The organism is Geomonas diazotrophica, from assembly GCF_018919385.1.
Classification (GTDB): Bacteria; Desulfobacterota; Desulfuromonadia; order Geobacterales; family Geobacteraceae; genus Geomonas; species Geomonas diazotrophica.
Genome location: NZ_JAHLMF010000016.1, coordinates 1 through 20,317, shown reverse-complemented (window position 1 = coordinate 20,317; position 20,317 = coordinate 1). Strand labels below are relative to the sequence as shown.

The following is a 20,317-nucleotide window of genomic DNA, read 5'->3' as shown; positions in this document are numbered from 1 at the left end:
TCCATTATTCGATAATCTAGATGTTTGTGACACTGTTGCCTTTTGTTCTGGTGGACTTCAGGCTGGGAATGAGCAATCAAATCAGGAGTGACAGAGAGTCGGGCATGGCATCCTCACCGCTGCTGGTCAAATTGATCCGCGATCTCAACGTTTCGCTGCGCAGCATGGGCGCTTACCCGCGGGGACACCAGGTAATAGACACGTCTCTTGCCAGGGCCCTGGACAGCTACGCCGCCTTCCTTGACGAGCGGGACGAGGTGGCCTTGGGGGTGGCCGGTTCGGCCCTCGTGCTGGGGGACAAACCGGTTGACAAGTCCAACCCGGTCATGCGGGATTTCGCACGCGTGCTGCACGAGCGGGGCATCGGGACGCTGGTTCTCAACCGAGGGCTCACCAAAGAGGAACTGAGCCGTTTCATCGTCATCCTGGGCAGCAAGCGCGAGAAGATCTACGGTGCCGGAGGGATTCGGGCCGTCTGGGAAAAGTCTGGCATCATGTCCGTTGGCATCAGGGAGATACGCTACGATCTCATCAGCGCGACCGAAGGGCCGCTGCTCCAGCCAAGGGGGGCGGATGGCGGTTCCGGCGACCTCTGGGAGCGCTTCGCCCTGGCGCTTAAGAGCGGGTTCATGGTCGTACCCGACGGGGGGGTGCTTGATCCTGAACTCGTGGCCGAGGCTCTCAACCAGCAGCTCAAACAGGACGGCGTTTCTGCGCTGGGGGATTTCGTACCCATTTTGCTGGAGGCGTTCGCCCGGGGGGGGGCGGCCCCGCCCCAGGTCAGGGAACTGACCACCCGCAGGTTCGCCGGCTTCGTCAGCAAGTTGAACCCCGCCATGCGGCGGCAGTTCCTGGAGGCGGCCTGGGCGTCCCAGGCGATTGCCACAGCCGATCTGGAGTCGATTGTCCGGCAATTGCCCGCCGAGGCTGTGCTCGAGACGCTGCAGGAAATCGGTGCACAGCAGGAGAGCATCCCCGCATTCATCCTGCAACTGCTGCGGCAGTTCAGCTGCGTCCCACCGAACTCCGAAGCCCCCCAGCAGGATTCTCCGGTGGAGATGGATATGCCGGCAAGGATTCGGAGCATCCTCAAGGAGCACTCAAGCGAAGAGTACATTCCCGCGAGTTACCAGCAAAAGCTGCACATGATGATGGAGCCGGACCGGGTTCCCCTCATAGGGAGCGAAGTGGTGCAGGACCTGCTGGAAACCATCGACCAGGCCTGCATGGAGAAAAGGACCGGCGATATCCTGCTGCGCTTTTTGAAATCAGGAGAGGGTGAGGGGGAGGAGCTCGCCGGCTACGCGCGCAACCTCTACGATATCGGGATCTATTTCCTGCGTACCGGGGATTACCGGGAGTTCCTCAAGATTCTGCGCGAGGTGGTCGGGGGAGGGGTGTCCCCGCAGGTGCGCGATGAGGTCATGGCGCTTTTTGCCAGCGAGGAATTCATCGGCGAAGTGCTGGACGGTCTGGATACCTGGGGCAAGCCGAGATTCGACGAGATCGCCGAGGTGATCGCAACGGTCGGCGTACCTTTCACCGAAGAACTGTTGGAGCGGCTGGCCCAAAGCGAGAGCATGTCACTGCGACGCTTCATGATGGACCGGTTGGTCGACATCGGTTCCCCGGCCGCTCCGGCCATCATCAAACGGCTTTCAGACCCTCGCTGGTACCTCCTGCGCAACCTGGTCCAGCTGATCCGGCGCCTCGGCCTGTCCGAAACCATGGACTGGCTGCGCGTCCTGGCCCGCCATCGTGACCGGCGGGTCTCGCAGGAGGCCTTCAGGGCGTTGCTGGAATTCGGGGATGCCGGGGCGGAATTGAAGCTGGTGCAGGACCTGGAGAGCAATAACCGGCAGACGCAACTCGCCGCTCTCGAGGTTGCCGGGATGGCGGGATCCGCCAGGGTGCTTGCGACGCTGCACGCAATGCTGACCAAGGTAGGGCTCTCCGCTAAGGAGTTGCAGGTGAAGAGCCTGGTCGTGCAGGCGCTGGGGGAGATCGGAAATCCCGCCTCGCTCCCCTTGCTGGAAAAGCTGCTCGCCTCCGTGAGCCTGCTGCACCCGACCCAGATGGCCAAGCTGAAACTCGATGCGGTGACAACGCTGCGGCGCTATCCTGCGGAAGCGTCCCTTCCGCTTCTGAAAAAACTGGCCTCGAAGAAGGGGGCGGTTGGGGGGCAGGCTGCGTTGATGCTGCGCGGCAGCCAGGGTGGCACACCATGAACGACGCGAACCTGGCCGCCAGGAACATCATTCGGCTCCTTCAATCGGCAAGCGCCAACGCGGCGCTTTACGAAAGCGGGCACCTGCAGGTCGTCAGACTGGGCAACCAGTTGTTCGAGGAGCTCAGCGCCGCGCTCGAAGCTTGCGGGGAACTCTCCGTCATCGTGGTTGAAAACGAGCTCATCGTAAACGGCAGGCCGCAGGAGCACAGCCTGTTCTTTAACCGCTTCGCCACCATGCTCAAGGCACGCGGGATCGAGCACCTGAAGTTTCTGCGGGGAATCACCCGCGAGGAGGTGAAAAGCCTGGTTTACCTGCTGAGCGCCGCCGTGGGGCAGGGCGAAGAGATCGCGTCGAGCGATCATCTGCGCTTTGGCTGCCTCAAGCTCCCCATGGGGGGGGACCCCTCCGGAAGCGAAAGGGGAGATCAGGCTGCCGCGGAAGTGCTCAAGGAACTCAGTCAGCAGGAACTGGACCGGTTCACCGAGATGTACCGGACGGTCCAGCGCCGTCAGCAGCTCAAGATCTCAGGGATCGCGGAGGTGGTCACCGGGTTCGTCGAGCTGTTCCGCCAGGAAGGCATGCCCTTGCTCGTCCTTGCGGCCCTGAGGGATAGCGACGAGTACACCTTCACCCATTCCGCCAACGTGTGCATCCTGAACCTCGCACAGGCGATGGCGCTCGGCATCGAGGGGCCGCAACTGAGGGATATCGGGGTGGCCGCCATGCTGCACGATATCGGCAAGCTGTTTGTCCCTGAGGAGGTCCTCAACAAGAAGGGGAAGCTGACCAACGAGGAGTTCGAGCTGATCAAGCAGCACCCCGTGCGGGGGGCGCGCTACCTGATGGATGTCCCCGGGGTGCCGCGCATGGCCGCCATTGCTGCCTACGAGCACCACGCGAAGTTCAACCTCAGCGGCTACCCGGAGTTCTCCGCATCCTGGCGGCTCAACCTCTGCAGCCACCTGACGATGGTCTCCGACTTTTTCGATGCGACCCGGACCCGCAGGTCATACCGCGAACCGCTCGAGCTCGATCAGATCACGACCATGATGCTCGACATGTCGGGAACCGAACTGCACCCGGCACTGACGCGGAATTTCTTCCAGATAATTGCGGACCTCAAAAGCCCGGTTGGGGGTAGGCTGAGCTCGTAACATATCTCTTGAAGAACGAAAAAAGCCCTGCATTGCAGGGCTTTTTGGCACTTCTCGTTACGGGGAACAGGGGTCAGCTAGAACGGGATCTCGTCGTCCGGGTTGAAGACCGGCTCTTCGTAACCGCCCCCCTGGTTGTAGTCCTGCTGGGGCCTGCCGCCACCCTGGCGCTGGCCGCCGCCTTCCCCCTTGGCGGAGAGCATCTGCATCTTCTCACCTACGATCTCGGTGGTGTAGCGGTCCTTGCCGTCCTTGTCGGTCCACTTGCGGGTCTGCAGACGTCCCTCGATATATACGGTCTTCCCCTTGGAGAGGTACTCGCCGGCGATCTCGGCAAGACGCGCCCAGAGGGTGATGTTGTGCCATTCGGTCTTGTCTTCCCAGTTGCCGTCCTTGCCCTTGATCCGGTCGGTGGTGGCCAGGGAGAAGGAAGCTACGGCGGTACCGCCGGCGGTGTAGCGCACCTCGGGGTCTTTGCCCAGGTTGCCTATGAGCATCACCTTGTTGAGACTTGCCATGGGGGTTCTCCTTTTCGTTCGCGTCGCGTTTTGAATTGGGGAAGTGTATAGAAATCGCGGCTTCATGGCAAGCGATATTGTTTGACTCTCATCGTAAAAAAAAGTAACGTAACCGGTCATGCTGAGAGCTCGTATCTACCTTCTTTTCTTCGTTCCGTACACCTTGTTGTGCAGCCTCTCCGCCGTGATCGGCGGTGTTTTCGACTCTTCCGGGCGGGTGGGACACGCCTGCGCCAGGGCCTGGAGCCTTGGTTCCCTCTGGGCCGCCGGGATCAAGCTGGAGGTGGAGGGACTGGAGATGGTCCCGACCGAGGGGCCGGTCATCTACATGGGTAACCACCAGGGGAATTTCGACATCCTCGCACTGACCCGCGCCATCCCGCGCCTGTTCTCCTGGGTCGCCAAGGAAGAGCTTTTCAGGGTGCCGGTGTTCGGCGCCGCGATGCGCAGGGCGGGCTACATCCCGCTGGACCGCAGCGACGGCAGGAAGGCGCTGAAGAGCATGAACCAGGCGGCGCAGCGCATCGCCGCGGGGGCGAGCGTGGTCATCTTCCCCGAGGGGACCCGCACCAAGGACGGCAACCTGCTCCCCTTCAAGCGCGGCGCCTTCATGCTGGCTGCCCGGGCCGGCGTCCCCATCGTCCCCTTCACCATCAACGGCAGCCGGGCGATAAACCCGCGCAACCGTCTCGAATTGAGACCTGGAACCATCAGGATCAGCTTCGCAGCCCCCATCGAGGTCGCGGGGGTCCCGGAGGCGGAACTGCTGGAGCGGGTGCGCTCGGCTATCGCAGCAAACCTGGAGGTTACATAAAGATGGCCATGGTTTCCCTGGCGCTGGCCCTGTTCGGGGTCGCCCTGATCGGCTGGGGCCTTCCCTCGGCGCACCGGCTGCGCTCACCGCTGAACATCGTCGCGGCCGCTGCTGTCCTTGCGGGCGTGCTGCTCGCCCTGCTCGGGACGCTGCTCGTCGTCGCTCCGCACTTCTTCCAGGGGTAACCCTGACGCTACAGGAAACAGAAAAAGACATGGAAAAGGTTAAAACCATAGCGGTAAATGTCGCGGCGATCGCGGTGATTTCCGTGGCCCTGTTCTGGGGCAACGCGTTGTACCGGCAGTACGCGCAGTTCGAAAAAGGTGAGAAGGGGACCGCGTCGGGAGACTTCCCCGCAGCGGTGGCCGGCTACGAGGCCGCCATTCACATGTACACCCCCGGCAGTTCCATCGTCCCCCGCAGCGCACAGAAGCTGTGGGACCTCGGGCAGATGGCGGAGGCGAACCACGACACGGCGCGCGCGCTGGTCGCCTATCGCGCCCTGAGGAGCTCATTCTACGCCGTTGCCAGCATCTACTCCCCCGGACAGGAGTGGATCCAGCGCTGCGACGCCCGCATCGCCGCACTCGTGGCCCAGCAGGGTCGCTAGGGGCAGGGGCCGAGAGGGGCGGGCCGGCTGGCGACGCACCACGGCCCGGCACCTCCGCGCCATGCACACAAAGGATCATTTTTGGAAGAAAGCAGCATTGAAAATACCGGGCTGAAGTTCGTGGCCCTCGGAGGGCTCGGCGAGATCGGCCTGAACATGGCGGCCTTCGAGTACGGCGACGACATCGTCATCGTCGACTGCGGGCTCATGTTCCCGGAGCCGTACATGCTGGGCATCGACGTGGTCATCCCGGACATCGGCTACCTCGTGGAGCGGGCGGACCGGATCCGCGCCATACTGCTCACCCACGGCCACGAGGACCACATCGGTGCGCTCCCCTACGTGCTGCGCGACCTCAATCCCCCCATCTACGGCACCGCCCTCACCCTGGGCTTCGTCAAAGAAAAGCTGAAGGAGTTCGAGCTCGACCAGAAGGTAGACCTGCGGGTGGTGAAGCCCAGGGACGTGATCGAGCTGGGCAACTTCATCGTGGAATTCATCCGCGTGGCCCACTCCACCGTGGACGGCTGCGCCCTGGCCATCACCTCTCCCGAGGGGGTGGTGATCCACACCGGCGACTTCAAGCTGGACCAGACCCCGGTCGACGGCGAGCTCACCGACCTCCCCACCTTCGCCCGCTACGGCCAGGCGGGGGTTCTGGCGCTTTTCGCCGACTCCACCAACATCGAGCGCGAGGGGTACACCCTTTCGGAGCGGGTGGTGGGGGAGGCCTTCGAGGAGATCTTCCCGAACTGCGCCGGGAGGGTGATCGTCGCCGCCTTCTCCAGCAACATCCATAGGGTGCAGCAGGTGGTGCATGCGGCGCAGAAAAGCGGCAGGAAGGTGCTCTTGAACGGCCGCTCCATGATCGCGAACGTGCAGATCGCCCGGGAGCTCGGCTACCTCAGCATCCCCGACGACCTCATGATGGACCTGAAGGAACTCCCCAAGCTCCCCAAGGAGCAGGTCTGCATGATCACCACCGGGAGCCAGGGTGAACCGAGGAGCTCGCTGATCCGGATCGCCATGGACGACCACAAGCAGATCAAGCTGGAGCGGGGCGACACCGTCATCCTCTCCTCCCGCTTCATCCCGGGCAACGAAAAGACCATCTCCGACCTGATGAACCACCTGTACCGGCGCGGCGCCGAGGTGATCCACGAGAAGGTTTCCGAGGTGCACGTCTCCGGTCACGCCAGCCAGGAGGAGCTGAAACTCCTGCACAACCTGGTGAAGCCCCGCTTCTTCGTCCCGGTGCACGGCGAGTACCGGCACCTGGTGAAGCATGCGCAACTGGCCCAGAAGGTCGGCACCCCGGAAGAGCGCTGCATCCTGGCCGTGAACGGCGACGTCGTGCTCTTCTCCGGCGACGAGGCGGTCATCGTGGACCATGTGAACACGGGGCGGGTTTTCGTCGACGGCAAGGGGGTCGGCGACGTCGGCAACGTGGTCTTGAAGGACCGGAAGCACCTCTCCGAGGACGGCATGGTGGTGGTCATCGTCGGCATCAACCAGGTGAGCGGCGAGATCATCTACGGCCCCGACATCGTGTCGCGCGGCTTCATCTTCGAGGATGAGAGCCAGCAGTACCTGGACGAGGCGAAGAAGGTGGTGCTGGACACGCTGGCCCTGGTGAGCACCGAGGCGATGACCGACTGGAACGAGGTGAAGCTGGAGGTGCGCCGCGTGCTGCGCCGCTTCTTCAACAAGACCATCGAGCGGCGGCCGGTGATACTGCCGCTGGTGCTGGAGATGTAAGGTGCTTTCTCCCCTCGCCCCCTGGGAGAGGGGCAGGGGTGAGGGCGTCGGGATGGGCAACGTGCTCCCCTCGCGGCAACGCCCTCATCCGCCCTTCGGGCACCTTCTCCCGGAGGGAGAAGGGCGACCAACGCTTCGTGTTTTTCTCAGATTTTCTCCGTGCCTTCGTGGCAAACAGGTTTTGAACTATGACGACTGATGAGAAGATCGAAAAAAAGGAAAAGGTGGCCAAGGAAGTGAAGGGGATGGCCTTCGGCGTCGCCGGCATCTTCCTGTTCATCGCGCTCGCCTCCTTTCACGGCGAGGACCTTTCCTTCAACAGTGTCTCCACCTTCACCCAGACGAAGAACCTGGGAGGACGCTTCGGAGCGGAGCTGGCCGATTTTTTCCTGCAGCTCTTCGGCATGGCATCCTACATATTCCCCTGTACCCTCATCTACTTAGCTTACCGATCCTTCACGTCGGACCCCATTAGATGGCGCCGCTACAAGCTGGTGGGGTTCATACTGCTGCTGCTGTCGCTCTCAGGGCTTTTCGCCTTTTTCCATGAAATGACGGAGTTCCTGGGACAGCGGGTTCAGACCGGCGGGTTTATAGGTTTCCAGGGAGCCTCCCTGCTGAAACGCACCTTCGGCCAAATCGGGGCGATGCTCATCCTCCTCCCGATGCTGGCCGCGAGCGCCATGCTCCTGTCCCGCTTCTCCTTCGTCCTGTTCGCCAACTGGTGGCTCACCGCGCTCAAGGAGAGCTGGGAGAAGAACAAGCAGCGCCGGGCGCTGCAGCGCGAGCTCGCCTCCGAGAAGGGGGAGAAAGACGAGAAGCCGAGGCAGCACGCCGCCCCGGTGATCAAGCCCGCCGTGGTCCCCGCTCCGGTGCCGGAGCCGGTCGCCAAGAAGGAGAAGAAAAAGGACGACAAGAAGACCGCTCCGGTGCAGGAGGCCTTCGACTTCATCAAGGCCGAGGGTGATTTCAAGACCCCGCCGCTCTCCCTGCTCGATCCCCCTCCCGAGGGGGCCAAGCGCCAGGACAAAGAGACCCTCACCATGAACGCGCGGCTCATGGAGAAGAAGCTCAAGGACTTCGGTGTGGAAGGGGAGGTGGTGGAGATCTGCCCCGGCCCGGTCATCACCATGTACGAGTTCTCTCCCGGCCCCGGCATCAAGGTAAGCCGCATCGCCGGCCTGCAGGACGACCTCACCATGGCGCTGCAGGCCCACTCGATCCGCATCGTGGCGCCGATCCCGGGCAAGGGTGTGGTGGGCATCGAGCTTCCCAACCGCGAACGCGAGATGGTGTCGCTTCGGGAGATCTTCGGCACCGAGCAGTTCCACAGAGGGAAGATGAAGCTCCCGATGGCGCTCGGCAAGGACATAGCCGGCAACCCGCTGGTCACCGACCTGGCCAGGATGCCGCACCTCCTGGTCGCCGGCGCCACCGGTTCGGGCAAGTCGGTCGCCATCAACACCATGATCCTGTCGCTGCTCTACACCTCGACCCCCAGCGACGTCAGGATCATCATGGTCGACCCGAAGATGCTGGAACTCTCGGTGTACGAGGGGATCCCGCACCTGCTGCTTCCCGTGGTGACCAACCCCAAGAAGGCTGCGCTCGCGCTCAAGTGGGCGGTGGAGGAGATGGGGCGGCGCTACCGGCTCATGTCGGACAAGGGGGTCAGGAACATCGACTCCTACAACCGCGAGCTGGAGCGGCAGGAGAAGGAGGACGCCGAGAACCGGGCCCGCGAGACCGTTGTGGTCGAGGAGATCGACGAGGCCGAGCACCTCGAGGACCCCGAGGATATGGAGGCGCGCGAGGCGGCCATCCAGGCCTTTTTGGCCAAGGAGGAGCAGCTGGAGCACGGCCATCTCCCCTACATCGTGGTTATCGTGGACGAGCTCGCCGACCTCATGATGGTGGCCGGGCGCGAGATCGAGGAGTCCATCGCCCGCCTGGCCCAGATGGCGCGTGCCGCGGGTATCCACCTGATCCTCGCCACCCAGCGCCCGTCCGTCGACGTCATCACCGGCCTAATCAAGGCGAACTTCCCGGCCAGGATCTCCTTCCAGGTTTCCTCGAAGATCGACTCCCGCACCATCCTGGACGGCAACGGCGCCGAATCGCTTCTGGGCGCGGGCGACATGCTCTTCCTGCCGCCGGGGACCTCGAAGATGCAGCGTTCCCACGGCGCCTTCGTCTCCGACGCCGAGGTGCAGCGCGTGGTTGAGTTCCTGAAGAAGCAGGGCAAGCCGGTCTACGAGAAGTCCATCCTGGAGATGAAGGCCTCCGACGAGAAGGGAGGGGGCGATGACGAGGAGGAGGTCGACGAGCGCTACGACGACGCCCTGGCCCTGGTGGCCGACGCGAAGATGGCCTCGATCTCCATGATTCAGCGCCGCCTGCGGATCGGCTACAACCGCGCCGCCCGCATCATCGAGAAGATGGAGCAGGAAGGGGTCATCGGACCCTCCGACGGCACCAGCAAACCGAGAGAAGTTTTTATCAACAAGATTTAGTCCCTTAAGGGGACCGGCTCCGCAGGTGCCTGTCCCCGTTACCAAAGGAGGCCCAATGAACCTTTGCCGCAAGCCAAACCTGGCTCATTTCGCCGTCACCATCATCGGCAAGGACCGCACCGGCATCGTTGCGGACACCTCGGAGGTGCTCTACAAGCTCGGCTGCAACGTCGAGGACTCCAGCTGCACGATGCTCGGGGGCGAGTTCGCCATGATCCTGATCGTCTCCCACGAGAAGCCCTTCTCCAAGAAGAAGCTGGAAGAGGAGTTCGCGGCCAAGACAGTCGGCACCGGACTTTCCGCCTTCGTCAGGACCTTGAAGGATGACGAGGTCTGCTACCAGGGGCCGGAGGGTGAACTCTGCCTGATCTCGGTGTACGGTTCGGACAAGCCGGGCATCGTCTACCGCATCACCCGCGAGCTCGCCGACCGCGGCGTCAGCATCACCGACCTCAACACCAAGCTGATCGGCAAGCCGACCGAGCCCGTGTACGTGCTGGTGCTCGAGGCGGCGCTCCCCCAGGGGCTCTCGGTGGAAGACGCTTCCGCCTTGCTGGAAAAACTGAAAAAGGAGCTGAGTGTGGAGATTTCGGTGCGGCTCATTACGCCCGTCTCCCTCTGATTCTATATGGCAGTCAAACCGATAGTCGTCTATCCCGACCCGATTTTGAAGCAGGCCTGCGCCCCGGTGCAGGCCATCGACGATGAGATAAAGCAGCTGATCGAAGACCTGGTGGACACCATGCACGCCGGGCCCGGTTCCGTCGGCGTCGCCGCACCCCAGATCGGCGTCTCCCTGCGCGTCTGCGTCATCGACGTGTCCAAGAACCGCCATGGCAAGGACAACAACCACGGCCTTTTGCTGATGATCAACCCGGAGATCCTGGCCAAAAGCGGGGGCGCCGTGATGCGGGAAGGGTGCATGAGCGTGCCGGACTACACCGGTGACGTCGAGCGAGCCACCGAGCTCACCCTGCGCTTCACCGAGCCCGACGGCAGCGTGCGCGAATTCGAGGCCTCCGGTTTCGAGGCGGTGGCGATCCAGCACGAGATGGATCACCTGGACGGTTTCCTGTTCCTGGACCGCATCGCCTCGCTGAAGACCGGCCTGTTCCGCAGGAAAAGCTACAAGTAAGTCATGCACCCCCCTCCTGCTGGGAGAGGGTGCCCGAAGGGCGGGTGAGGGCGCTGCCGTCTGCTCACCTGTTGCCCTTGGCAACGCCCTCACCCCGGTCCTTTTCCGGAGGGAGAGGGAGTTTGCTCAAGCAACCTCTGATTGTCCACCTAGGCACATCGTGCCAAGGCGGGTTCGGGTTTTCTATGAAATGGCTTCTCATCACCTCTGCGATTCTCTTCGTCGCCTCGATCCGTCGGCCGATCTTCGTGGTTGCGCTCGGCTGCAGCCTGGCCTACCTCGCTTCGCGCGGGTTGGCGCTGGGACGGCTTCCCCTGATCGGACCCCAGGACACCCTGGCCTTTTTTTCCGGATCGCTGGGGCTCATGGCGCTCCCCTTCATCTATAGCCGCCAGACCGCGGGCGTGCGCTGGTTTTGCTGGGGATGCGGGGCGCTGGCCGGCCTTTTCGCCGCCCTGGCGCTCCCCTTTCCGACCATCAACATGCCGCTGCCGCCCATCCTCGACACCTACTGGTTCGAGCTGCACGTGGCGCTTGCCTTCTTCGCCTACGGTCTCTTCGGCATCGCGGCACTCCTGGGGGTCGCGTTCCTGCAGGGTGGGGGGAAGCAGGCGCTCGACCTGCAGTATCGGGCCGCGCTGGTGGGCTACAGCTTCTTCTCGCTCTCCATGGTCTCCGGCGGCATCTGGGGGTATTACGCCTGGGGCACCTACTGGCTTTGGACCGCCAAGGAGCTCTGGACCTCCATCCTTTGGATCTTCTATTCGCTCTACCTGCACCTGCGCCTGAAGGGGCAGACCTGGGAGCGCGGCTTCGCCTGGCTGGGGATCGTCGGCTTCCTGGTGACCCTCTTCACCTACCTCGGCGTCAGCATGCTGATGCGAAGCTCGCACAGTTTCTAAATGTCCGACCGACCGGCCCGCCCGCCCCGACCAGTCAGGCTGGCCGGACAAAAGAGGAAAAGACCTTGCTGAAAAAGCTCTACACCACCTTCTGCTCCTTGAACCTCGGCCTGTGGCTCATGACCGGGGTGATGGTCACCCTGGCCCTGGGCTCCTTCTCCAGCGCCAGCTCGGAGCAGGGCGGCCTCAACGACATGCCGCTCCTCTTCTGGCTGCAGCGCGCCCCGCTCGGCTACTCCTGGTGGCTCTGGCTCTGCGTCGCCTGCATCGCGGTCCTCTTCGTCAACGCGCTCGTCTGCTCCATCGACGCCCTGCGCCGTAAAGGTCGCAGCGTGGCGCCGCACCTGATGCACGCAGGCTTTCTGCTCATCGTCCTGGCGCATCTCCTCTCCGCCTACGGCGGATTCAAACAGCAGATGCAGCTGCCGCAGGGGGATTCCTTCGGCTTTCCCGACGGGGAGCGGGTCGTGGTGGAGCGGATCACGGGACAGGTGGGGGCGATGGGGATGATGAGCGGCTACCGCGCCGATCTGAGGCTCTCGGACGGTCTGCACACCGTACAGCCCAACCAGCCGCTCTTCCACAAGGGGTACGGCATCTACGTGAAGGACGTGGCGCTCAGCCCGGTGCCGGTGGCGCTCTTCGAGGTGCATAAGGAGCCGGGCGCGTTGACCGCGTTCATCGGCGCCTTGATCTTTACGGTGGGAAACCTGATGCTGCTGGCGCAGCGCAAGGGAAGATAAAAAGAAAGGGGCGCCTGGCGGCGCCCCTTTCTGATTACTTGATTTCTTTGACGCTCTTGATCACCATCGGCGTCTGCGGGACGTCCGGCATGCCGTTGGCCCCCTTGCCGGTCCTGGTGGCCGCGATCTTGTCGACCACGTCCATCCCCTCGATGACCTTGCCGAAGACGGCGTAGCCGTACCCCATCTGGCCGCCGGCCGGGTTGTGGTTCAGGAAGTTGTTGTTCACCACGTTGATGAAAAACTGCGCGGTGGCGGAGTCGACCACCATGGTGCGGGCCATGGCGATGGTGCCGCGGTCGTTTTTAAGCCCGTTGGCCGCCTCGTTCTTGATCGGGGCCTTGGTCTGCTTCGGCATCAGGTCCTGGCTGAAGCCGCCCCCCTGGATCATGAAGTTCGGAATGACGCGGTGGAATATGGTCCCGTTGTAGAAGCCGCCTTTTGCGTAGTCGAGGAAGTTCTTGACCGAAATGGGCGCCTCTTTCTGGAACAACTCGACCTTCACGTTGCCCTGGTTGGTCTCGATCAGCACCACCGGGTTCTTCGCCTCGGCAGCGACGGCGCCGCTTGCAAGGAAGAGCCCCAGGATCAGAGCGTAGATGAATCTCTTCAGCATGTTTTCGTACCTCCTCTGGGATTGGTAATCGTTGCATCCTTATAAGCCAATCCCCGGCTGTGGTCAACCAATTCGCTTGGTTCCGGGCAGTAAGGGGTTGACAGATCAGGCCCCGCCGTGGAAAATGCCCAATCATTAACGTTCATGGAGGATTCGTCTTGCAGATACAGTTCGGTACCGATGGATGGCGCGGCGTCATCGCCGACACCTTCACCTTTGAAAACCTGTCGCTGGTGGCGCAGGCTACCATGGATTATCTGCATAAACAGGGGCTTGCGGACAAAGGCCTGGTGATCGGCTACGACCGCCGCTTCCTCTCCAGGGAATTCGCCGAGCGCGCCGCCGAGATTGCGGCCGGCAACGGCATCAAGACCTGGCTCTCCGACGGCTACGCACCCACCCCCGCCGTCTCCTGGGCGGTTCACGAGAAGAAGGCCGGGGCCGGGGTCATGATCACCGCAAGCCACAACCCGCCACGCTACAACGGATTCAAGGTGAAGGAGTCCTTCGGCGGTTCCGCGCGTCCCTCGACCACCAAGGAGCTGGAGCAGATTGTGGCCGAAAACCAGGCGACGTCGCGTCCGGTGCAGGCGCTGGCGCTGGCCGAGGCGCAGGCGGCGGGGGCGGTCGAGCTCTTCGATGCCACGGCCCCCTACCTGGACCAGTTGAGGCGCTACGTCGACCTGGAGCTGATCCGTTCCGCCGGCATCAAGGCCGTCGTCGACCCGATGTTCGGTGCCGGTTCGGGCCTTTTGCCGCTGCTGGTCCCGGGGATCGAGGAGATCCACGGTGCGGAGAATCCCTCCTTCGGCGGCCACCCGCCCGAGCCGATCGCCGAGCACCTGGGTGAGCTGACGGCGCTGGTCGAGGCCGGGAAGTTCCAGGTCGGACTGGCACTCGACGGCGACGCCGACCGGATCGGCGCCATCGACGAGACCGGAGAATTCTTCTCCTCGCACCGGATCTTCACCGTGCTGCTGCGCCACCTCTACGAGAGAAAAGGGGTGCGCGGCGCGGTGGTGAAGACCGTATCCACCACCCAGATGATCGACCTCCTGGCGGAAAAGTACGGCCTGGTGCTCTTCGAGACCCAGATCGGTTTCAAGCACATCTGCGAGATGATGCTCGAGAACGACATCCTTATGGGGGGGGAGGAGTCCGGCGGCCTCGGCGTGAAGGGGCACATCCCGGAGCGCGACGGGATCCTGATGGCGCTCCTGCTCCTGGAAGCGATGGCCATGAGCGGCAAGGGACTGCGGGCTCTCCTCGAGGAGACCATGGACGAGATCGGGCATTTCCACTACTCGCGCATCGACCTTCCCATCGAAGCGCAGGCGAAGCGGCAACTACTGGAGCGGATGCAGGCGGGGGGCATCACCAGCATCGCCGGTTTCGCAGTGGCGCGCCACAATTTCAGCGACGGCTTCAAGTTCATCTTCGAGGACGGCTCCTGGCTGTTGATCCGCCCCTCGGGGACCGAGCCGGTGCTCAGGCTGTACAGCGAGGCGGGGGATCCGGCGAAGGTGGCGCTCCTCCTGGAGGCCGCGCGGGGTATAGCGAGCGTGTAAGGAGCGGTTATCGCTCAGGCAATTACCTTGAAATGGCGTAACGCTTCTGTTATAGAATAAGCTTCGCTGCAAAAGTACCCCACCAAGGAGACATTTCATGTCGAATCCTCAGTTGATTATGTACGATGAGGAATTCAAACAGATAAACGTAGTGCTCGAGAAGCTGCTGCGCGAGGCGAACGCCAAGGTGATCTTCCTGGTGGACAAGAACGGCCAGTTGATCACGGGTTGCGGCGAGACCGAGCGCTTCGACACCACGTCTCTCGCCTCGCTCACCGCCGGCAACATCGCCGCCACGGGCGGCCTCGCCAAGCTGATCGGTGAAAAGGAGTTCTCCATCCTCTTTCACGAAGGGGAGAAGGACAACCTCCACATCTCCATCGTTGCCGGCCGCGTGATCCTCGTGGTGCTCTTCGATACCCGCTCTTCGCTGGGGCTGGTTCGTCTGCGCGTGAAGAAGGCCTCCGAGGAGCTCACCGCCATCTTCAACCGCCTGCTGCAGAAGAACGAGGAGAAGGAGAAGAGCGGCGACAGCGAGTTCCCCTTTGCCGAGATCACCGACGACGATATCGACAACCTGTTCAGCTAACCGGCATGCTTCGGTAGGATGGGGTGGCAGTGCGCCCCGGAAAACCCTGTGGTGCAGTAATTCATAAGAGGTAATGTAGGATGTCCTTCATCAACTACGCTTCCCGCGAAATAAACTGCAAGATCGTCTACTACGGCCCGGGTCTCTGCGGCAAGACCACCAATCTGCAGTACGTCTACCAGAAGACCGCTGCCGATGCGAAAGGGAAGATGATCAGCCTCGCGACCGAGACCGAGCGCACCCTCTTCTTCGACTTCCTCCCCCTGGCTCTGGGCGAGATCCGCGGCTTCAAAACGCGCTTCCACCTGTACACCGTCCCCGGCCAGGTCTTCTATGACGCTTCCAGGAAGCTGATCCTCAAGGGCGTGGACGGCGTGGTGTTCGTGGCCGACTCCCAGGAAGAGCGCATGGACGCCAACATCGAGAGCGTCGAGAACCTGCGCATCAACCTGATCGAGCAGGGGTACGACCTGGACAAGATCCCCTACGTGGTCCAGTACAACAAGCGCGACCTCCCCAACGTGGTAAGCGTCGAGGAGCTGCGCCGCGAGCTGAACCCGACCAACGTCCCCGATTTCGAAGCCTGCGCCACCACCGGCGAAGGTGTCTTCGAAACCCTGAAGGCGATCGCGAAGCTGATCCTATTTGATTTGAAAAAGGGGAAGTAGGCAGAAGCTGCCAGTACGGCGGTTGACGAGATACAGAGAAGGGGGCGCCGGATAAACCGGCGCCCCCTTTTTTATCGATCTCGGCAAAAAAATCAATGTAGGGGCGAATAATCATTCGCCCCAGTTGGCACCTCAGCCCATCTCGCCACTGAAGGTGGTTGGGCGCCGGTGGCTGGGCGAATGTTTATTCGCCCCTACAGGTCTTGGCCGTGGAGGTGTTCCCAGAGCGCCCTCGCCGCGGCCTCGGTCATCCCCGGCGCCGCGATCAGTTCCTCAAGCGTCGCCCCCTGCACCCCTTTCAGACTCCCGAACTGCTTCAAGAGCGCCTTCTTCCTCTTCTCCCCGATTCCCGCCACGCCGTCCAGACGCGAGCCGGTCAGGGTCTTGCTGCGCACGGTCTTGTGGTAGGTCACCGCGAAACGGTGCGCCTCGTCCCTGATACGCACCAAAAGCAACAGCGGCGCGGAACTTTGCCGAAGCGTGATCGGGTTCTTGCGCCCCGGGCGGAACACCCGCTCGTCACTCTTCGAGATCTCCTCGCTTTCCATGTCCCTGAAGGTGCGGCTCTTGGCCAGCCCCGCCGCCTCCACCCCGGCCACACCCAGCTCTTCCAGCACCGCGTTCAACACGCCCAACTGCCCGAGCCCGCCGTCAACCACGATCAGGTCGGGCTGCTCTTCGGTGGTTTCCGCCTTGAAACGGCGCGACAGCACCTCGCGCATCATGGCGAAGTCGTCGGACTGCAGCACCCCCTTGATCCGGTAGCGCCGGTACAGGTTCTTGTCGGCCTTGCCGTCGATGAAGACGACCCGGCTCCCGACCGCCATCTCCCCCTGAATGTTGGAGATGTCGTAGCACTCGATCCTTCTGGGCGTGCGGGCGAGGTGCAGCTTCTCGGCAAGCTCGGTCAGCAACGTTGCGGACGAGCTTGCCTTGGCCAGCCGCTCCTGTGACGCGGTCTCCGCGTTCTTCTGGGCCAGCTTCACCATCTCCAGCTTGGGACCGCGCTGCGGGGCCGCGATGGTCACCTTCTTCCCCGCCTTTTCGGAGAGGAGCTCCTCGAGCGGGCCCGGCTCCGGGATGGGGATCGGGATCAGCACCTGGGGGGGGAGCGGGGCGTCCAGGTCGTAGTATTCGTTCAGGAAGGAGGCGAGTCCCTCCTCGGTCTCCAGTTCCCAGTCGAAGAGGAAGGTCCGGCCGCCGGTTACGGTGCCGCCGCGGATGTGCAGGAGGGCGATCTGCATCTGGTCACCCTCGCGATGCAGGCCGAAGACGTCGCTGTCCCCCCCCTGCGCCACCATCTTCTGCCGTTCCACGGTCACCTCGATGGCGCGCACCAGGTCGCGGTAGCGCGCTGCGTCCTCGTAGCGCATCTCTTGGCTGGCCTTGTTCATCTTGGCGCGGTACAGGCGGGCGATCTCCGTGTTCTTCCCTTCCAGGAACAGGGCGGCCCCCTCGGCGAGCGCCGCGTACTCCTCACTCGTGATCAGGCCGCAGCAGGGGGCGGAGCACTGCTTGATCTGGTAGTAAAGGCAGGGGCGCTTGCGCGCCATGCAGGTCGCCAGCGGGTAGTGGCGCAGCGGGAACATCTTGTAGAGCTGCTTCAGCACCTCCTTGGCGGCGGTGGCAGAGGAATAGGGGCCGAAGTAGCGCGCGCCGTCCGAGGGGATTTTGCGCACCAGAGAGAGGCGGGGGAACTCTTCCTTCATGTCCATGCGCAGCGAGAAGTAAGTCTTGTCGTCGCGCAGGTTGATGTTGTACTTAGGGCGGTGCTGCTTGATCAGGGTGTTTTCCAGGATCAGCGCTTCCTTCTCCGTGTCGGTGACCAGGTAGTCGACCGACTCGACCAGTTGCACCATGAAACGGATGTGGACGCGTGAATCGCGGGTGTCGCCGACGTAAGCGCGTACGCGGTTCCTCAGGTTGCGCGCCTTGCCGACGTAGATGACGCTGCCGTCCGATGTCTTCATGAGGTAGACGCCGGGGGAGGTGGGGAAGTTCTTGATCATCTCCTGGGTAATCATGAGGCGTAGTATAGACGGTTGCTGGTTAGAAGGGAAGGCGGGACGTGCTAAGGGAGGGGCGTTCCGTAGGGGCGAATAAACATTCGCCCCGCAATGGTGATGATACCGACGTGGATGGTGTTGAAGGGGGGGGAAGAAAGGGCGAATAATTATTCGCCCCTACAGGATTTGGGAACTGGAGGTTAACGTTTTCCGGTTCTGCTGCCGGGCTTCGCGGTGCTGCCGGGACGGGAGGCTGGTTTGCTCCCTGCAGGTTTCGCGGCACCTGCCGGTCTGGCAGTTCTCGCTTTGTCTGCGGCCGGTCTCGTGCCGGCCGGCTTCGCGGTGGGACTCGCCGCCGGTTTGGTCGCCGGTCTGGCCGCCGGTTTAGCCGCCGGTTTAGCTGCAGGTTTAGCTGCAGGTTTAGCTGCAGGCTTAGCTGCAGGCTTAGCTGCAGGCTTAGCTGCAGGCTTAGCTGCAGGCTTAGCGGCAGGCTTAGCGGCAGGCTTAGCGGCAGGCTTAGCGGCAGGCTTGGCGGCAGGCTTGGCGGCAGGCTTGGCGGCAGGTGCCGCGGCAGGTGCCGCGGCACCTGCCTTCTTCTCAGCGGCTTTCTTCTCGGCCGCCTCGATGCGCCACCTGGGAAGGGTCTTGGCGCCGCCACCACTCGCCTTCATCTTCTGCGGGTTGGCATAGGAGACAGTGATTTTCTTGTCGAGGAGCCAGGCGCCATCCAGCGAATCAATGGCGTCCCTCGCCTCGGCTTCTGTGGACATCCTGACGTAGCCGCAACCTTTGAACTGACCGGTGTCGGGGTCCCTGATCAGGTGCATCGAGGTGACCGTGCCGGAAACGGCGAACAGCTTCTGCAGCTCATATTCAGTGACATCGTAGGACAGGCTCCCTACGTAAAGTTCTTTACCTGCTTTTGCCATGGAATCTAACTCTCCTTGATTTTGTCGGCACACTCTAGCACAACACGCGACGGCACGGCAAAACTTTCTCTCGGTCCCATGCCTTAGCCGCCATTACGCTCCCGCAGGATCGCCGTGTAGAGCGGCTCCCGGTCCGCCCTGGAAGCGGAAACGACCATTTCGACCGTGACCGGTTTGCCGGCGGCACTGATTACGCGCTGCCGCGTGGTCTCCTCCATGAACTCACCGGGCTGTTCGATCCGTTGCCGCAGTTCCTCCCCGCTTTCCAGAAAATCGAAGATGGACTCACCGAGCAGCATCTGCCGGTTCCGGCCGAAGAGGCCTTCAGCTTTTTCGTTGACGATCACCATTTTTCCGTCCTTCAGGAAGGTCACGACCGCCGAGGCGGCCACCTCGATGAAGCGGCGGTAGCGTTCGTCGGCCTCGCGCGACTGGACGGTGCGGTGGGAGAGTTCCTCCATCATGTCGTTGAAGGCGCCGATCAGCATGCCGATCTCGTCGCGGCTTCTCTGTGGCAGTTTTTCCTGGAAGTTGCCGGTCCTGGTGACCTCGATGATCCGGTCCGAGAGGAGCTGTACCGGCTCGATGATCTGCCGGCTCATGATGATACCCATCACCACGATGACGATGAGGAACACCAGGGTGCGGGCCAGCAGGTCGAGTTTGAAGTTGGTTCCCAACTGGGCGTAGAGGTCCTTGACCGGGATGCTCACCGACACCGCGCCGATTACCTCACCCACCTGGTAGTTGTAGGAGTAGTGACCCGGCGGGAAGCGCTTCTTGACGAAGTCGGGAGCGCTTTGGTAGCTGCCGTGGCATCCCAGGCAGGAGGGGGTGGCGCGCATCGGTTGCAGGTAGCGGAAAAACCTGGTTTCGCCGCTTTTCACGATGTCGTAGCTTTCACCGACCGGATTCTTGATGAACCTCTGCAGCTGCGCGGTCTCGTAGGGGTCGGGACGGTTTTCCGGGTTGCGGTAGCGCAGCGACACCTGGCGGACGTAGAACTTGCTGTTCTGGGTCACCCTTTTGGCCACCTGGGTGGCCACCACTTGCGGCACCAGGTTGTAGTTCGACTCCGGCTCGTTCTTGACCACCGAGGACATGTACTCGCGGGTCTCGATCAGCTGCGTCGCCAAGCTGCGGGCGTTGTCTACCGCGAAGCGGAGTACGAAGTCTTTCTGGCGCTGGTACAGGAACATGCCGGATGCGAGCAGGAGGGCGATCAGGAGCAGCGACATCAGGCCGAAGAACTTGGTGCGGATGGAGAGATCTGCCGGGCGGGTCATGCATCCTCCTGGAATTCATAGCACTGAAGCCAAAAGTATAGCGGAGGAGTCAGAAGGTGCAAGGTAATCGGAGACTTAGAAAAAGCCCTCACCCCGGCCCTCTCCCGGTATATACACCCGGAGGGCGAGGGGGGGGCTGCAAAAGCCGGTAAGTGAGCTATCTTCACTTTTGAGGACACACCATATATCCTAACGAGCCAGGAGGGTGTGTCATGAGATCGAATCGAAAGTACGATTCAGAGTTTAAACAAGAAGCAATCAAGTTAGTCGTTGATGA

19 protein-coding genes are annotated in these 20,317 nt (G+C 62.5%); 14 read left to right on the top strand and 5 right to left on the bottom strand.

From position 1 onward, the window contains the following. Positions 1–104: 104 nt before the first annotated feature. Both KOM00_RS16860 and KOM00_RS16855 read left to right on the top strand, forming a co-directional pair. Positions 105–2,228 (top strand): HEAT repeat domain-containing protein, encoded by a 2,124-nt coding sequence (locus tag KOM00_RS16860; RefSeq protein WP_216500085.1) that lies wholly within the window; start codon positions 105–107, stop codon positions 2,226–2,228. After that, positions 2,225–3,385, top strand: coding sequence for an HD-GYP domain-containing protein (locus KOM00_RS16855; RefSeq protein ID WP_216500084.1), 1,161 nt, complete (start codon positions 2,225–2,227; stop codon positions 3,383–3,385). The genes KOM00_RS16860 and KOM00_RS16855 overlap by 4 nt, the downstream gene beginning before the upstream one ends. A gap of 77 nt (positions 3,386–3,462) precedes the next feature. Here the strand turns inward: KOM00_RS16855 and KOM00_RS16850 are convergent, their stop codons facing one another. Further along, entirely contained in the window at positions 3,463–3,903 is a 441-nt protein-coding gene (locus KOM00_RS16850; RefSeq protein WP_216500083.1) for a single-stranded DNA-binding protein, read from the bottom strand. A 118-nt stretch (positions 3,904–4,021) separates the two neighbouring features. Between KOM00_RS16850 and KOM00_RS16845 the strand changes: the two genes are divergently transcribed. From KOM00_RS16845 to KOM00_RS16805, 9 genes are all read left to right on the top strand, one after another. Next, a complete protein-coding gene (locus KOM00_RS16845; protein ID WP_216500082.1) occupies positions 4,022–4,717 on the top strand; it encodes a lysophospholipid acyltransferase family protein in 696 nt (231 codons plus the stop codon). A gap of 2 nt (positions 4,718–4,719) precedes the next feature. Continuing rightward, positions 4,720–4,902: a hypothetical protein gene (locus tag KOM00_RS16840; protein ID WP_216500081.1), complete on the top strand. Its 183-nt coding sequence runs from the start codon at positions 4,720–4,722 to the stop codon at positions 4,900–4,902. Positions 4,903–4,931: 29 nt separating this feature from the next. Continuing rightward, on the top strand, positions 4,932–5,327 hold the full coding sequence (locus KOM00_RS16835) for a hypothetical protein (RefSeq protein WP_216500080.1): 396 nt from the start codon (positions 4,932–4,934) through the stop codon (positions 5,325–5,327). Positions 5,328–5,408: 81 nt separating this feature from the next. Further along, positions 5,409–7,085 carry a ribonuclease J gene (locus KOM00_RS16830; RefSeq protein WP_216500079.1) on the top strand — a complete coding sequence of 559 codons (1,677 nt, stop codon included), beginning with the start codon at positions 5,409–5,411 and terminating at the stop codon, positions 7,083–7,085. A gap of 188 nt (positions 7,086–7,273) precedes the next feature. After that, positions 7,274–9,598, top strand: a complete 2,325-nt coding sequence (locus tag KOM00_RS16825; RefSeq protein ID WP_216500078.1) for a DNA translocase FtsK — start codon at positions 7,274–7,276, stop codon at positions 9,596–9,598. 55 nt (positions 9,599–9,653) lie between these two features. Continuing rightward, entirely contained in the window at positions 9,654–10,220 is a 567-nt protein-coding gene (locus tag KOM00_RS16820) for a glycine cleavage system protein R (protein WP_216500077.1), read from the top strand. A gap of 6 nt (positions 10,221–10,226) precedes the next feature. Next, a complete protein-coding gene (gene def, locus KOM00_RS16815) occupies positions 10,227–10,733 on the top strand; it encodes a peptide deformylase (protein WP_216500076.1) in 507 nt (168 codons plus the stop codon). A 185-nt stretch (positions 10,734–10,918) separates the two neighbouring features. Further along, on the top strand, positions 10,919–11,635 hold the full coding sequence (locus KOM00_RS16810) for a cytochrome c biogenesis protein (protein ID WP_216500075.1): 717 nt from the start codon (positions 10,919–10,921) through the stop codon (positions 11,633–11,635). A gap of 65 nt (positions 11,636–11,700) precedes the next feature. Next, positions 11,701–12,378 carry a cytochrome c biogenesis protein ResB gene (locus KOM00_RS16805; protein WP_216500074.1) on the top strand — a complete coding sequence of 226 codons (678 nt, stop codon included), beginning with the start codon at positions 11,701–11,703 and terminating at the stop codon, positions 12,376–12,378. Between the two features lie 34 nt (positions 12,379–12,412). On the opposite strand, the gene KOM00_RS16800 is transcribed toward KOM00_RS16805, so the two are convergent. Beyond that, positions 12,413–12,994: a peptidylprolyl isomerase gene (locus KOM00_RS16800; RefSeq protein ID WP_216500073.1), complete on the bottom strand. Its 582-nt coding sequence runs from the start codon at positions 12,992–12,994 to the stop codon at positions 12,413–12,415. 158 nt (positions 12,995–13,152) lie between these two features. Here KOM00_RS16800 and KOM00_RS16795 point away from each other — a divergent pair, with 158 nt between their 5' ends. The 3 genes from KOM00_RS16795 to KOM00_RS16785 all read left to right on the top strand — a co-directional run bounded on the left by KOM00_RS16795 (position 13,153) and on the right by KOM00_RS16785 (position 15,819). After that, complete coding sequence (locus KOM00_RS16795) at positions 13,153–14,562, top strand: phosphoglucomutase/phosphomannomutase family protein (protein WP_216500072.1); 1,410 nt, start codon at positions 13,153–13,155, stop codon at positions 14,560–14,562. A 97-nt stretch (positions 14,563–14,659) separates the two neighbouring features. After that, on the top strand, positions 14,660–15,151 hold the full coding sequence (locus KOM00_RS16790; protein WP_216500071.1) for a roadblock/LC7 domain-containing protein: 492 nt from the start codon (positions 14,660–14,662) through the stop codon (positions 15,149–15,151). 80 nt (positions 15,152–15,231) lie between these two features. Beyond that, a complete protein-coding gene (locus KOM00_RS16785; protein ID WP_199390678.1) occupies positions 15,232–15,819 on the top strand; it encodes a GTP-binding protein in 588 nt (195 codons plus the stop codon). A 194-nt stretch (positions 15,820–16,013) separates the two neighbouring features. Here the strand turns inward: KOM00_RS16785 and uvrC are convergent, their stop codons facing one another. The 3 genes from uvrC to KOM00_RS16770 form a co-directional block, all read right to left on the bottom strand. Continuing rightward, positions 16,014–17,843: an excinuclease ABC subunit UvrC gene (uvrC, locus tag KOM00_RS16780; protein ID WP_216500070.1), complete on the bottom strand. Its 1,830-nt coding sequence runs from the start codon at positions 17,841–17,843 to the stop codon at positions 16,014–16,016. Positions 17,844–18,025: 182 nt separating this feature from the next. Then, positions 18,026–18,754, bottom strand: coding sequence for an RNA recognition motif domain-containing protein (locus tag KOM00_RS21145; protein WP_216500069.1), 729 nt, complete (start codon positions 18,752–18,754; stop codon positions 18,026–18,028). A gap of 83 nt (positions 18,755–18,837) precedes the next feature. Further along, positions 18,838–20,040 (bottom strand): Tll0287-like domain-containing protein, encoded by a 1,203-nt coding sequence (locus tag KOM00_RS16770; RefSeq protein ID WP_216500068.1) that lies wholly within the window; start codon positions 20,038–20,040, stop codon positions 18,838–18,840. Positions 20,041–20,317 lie beyond the last annotated feature (277 nt).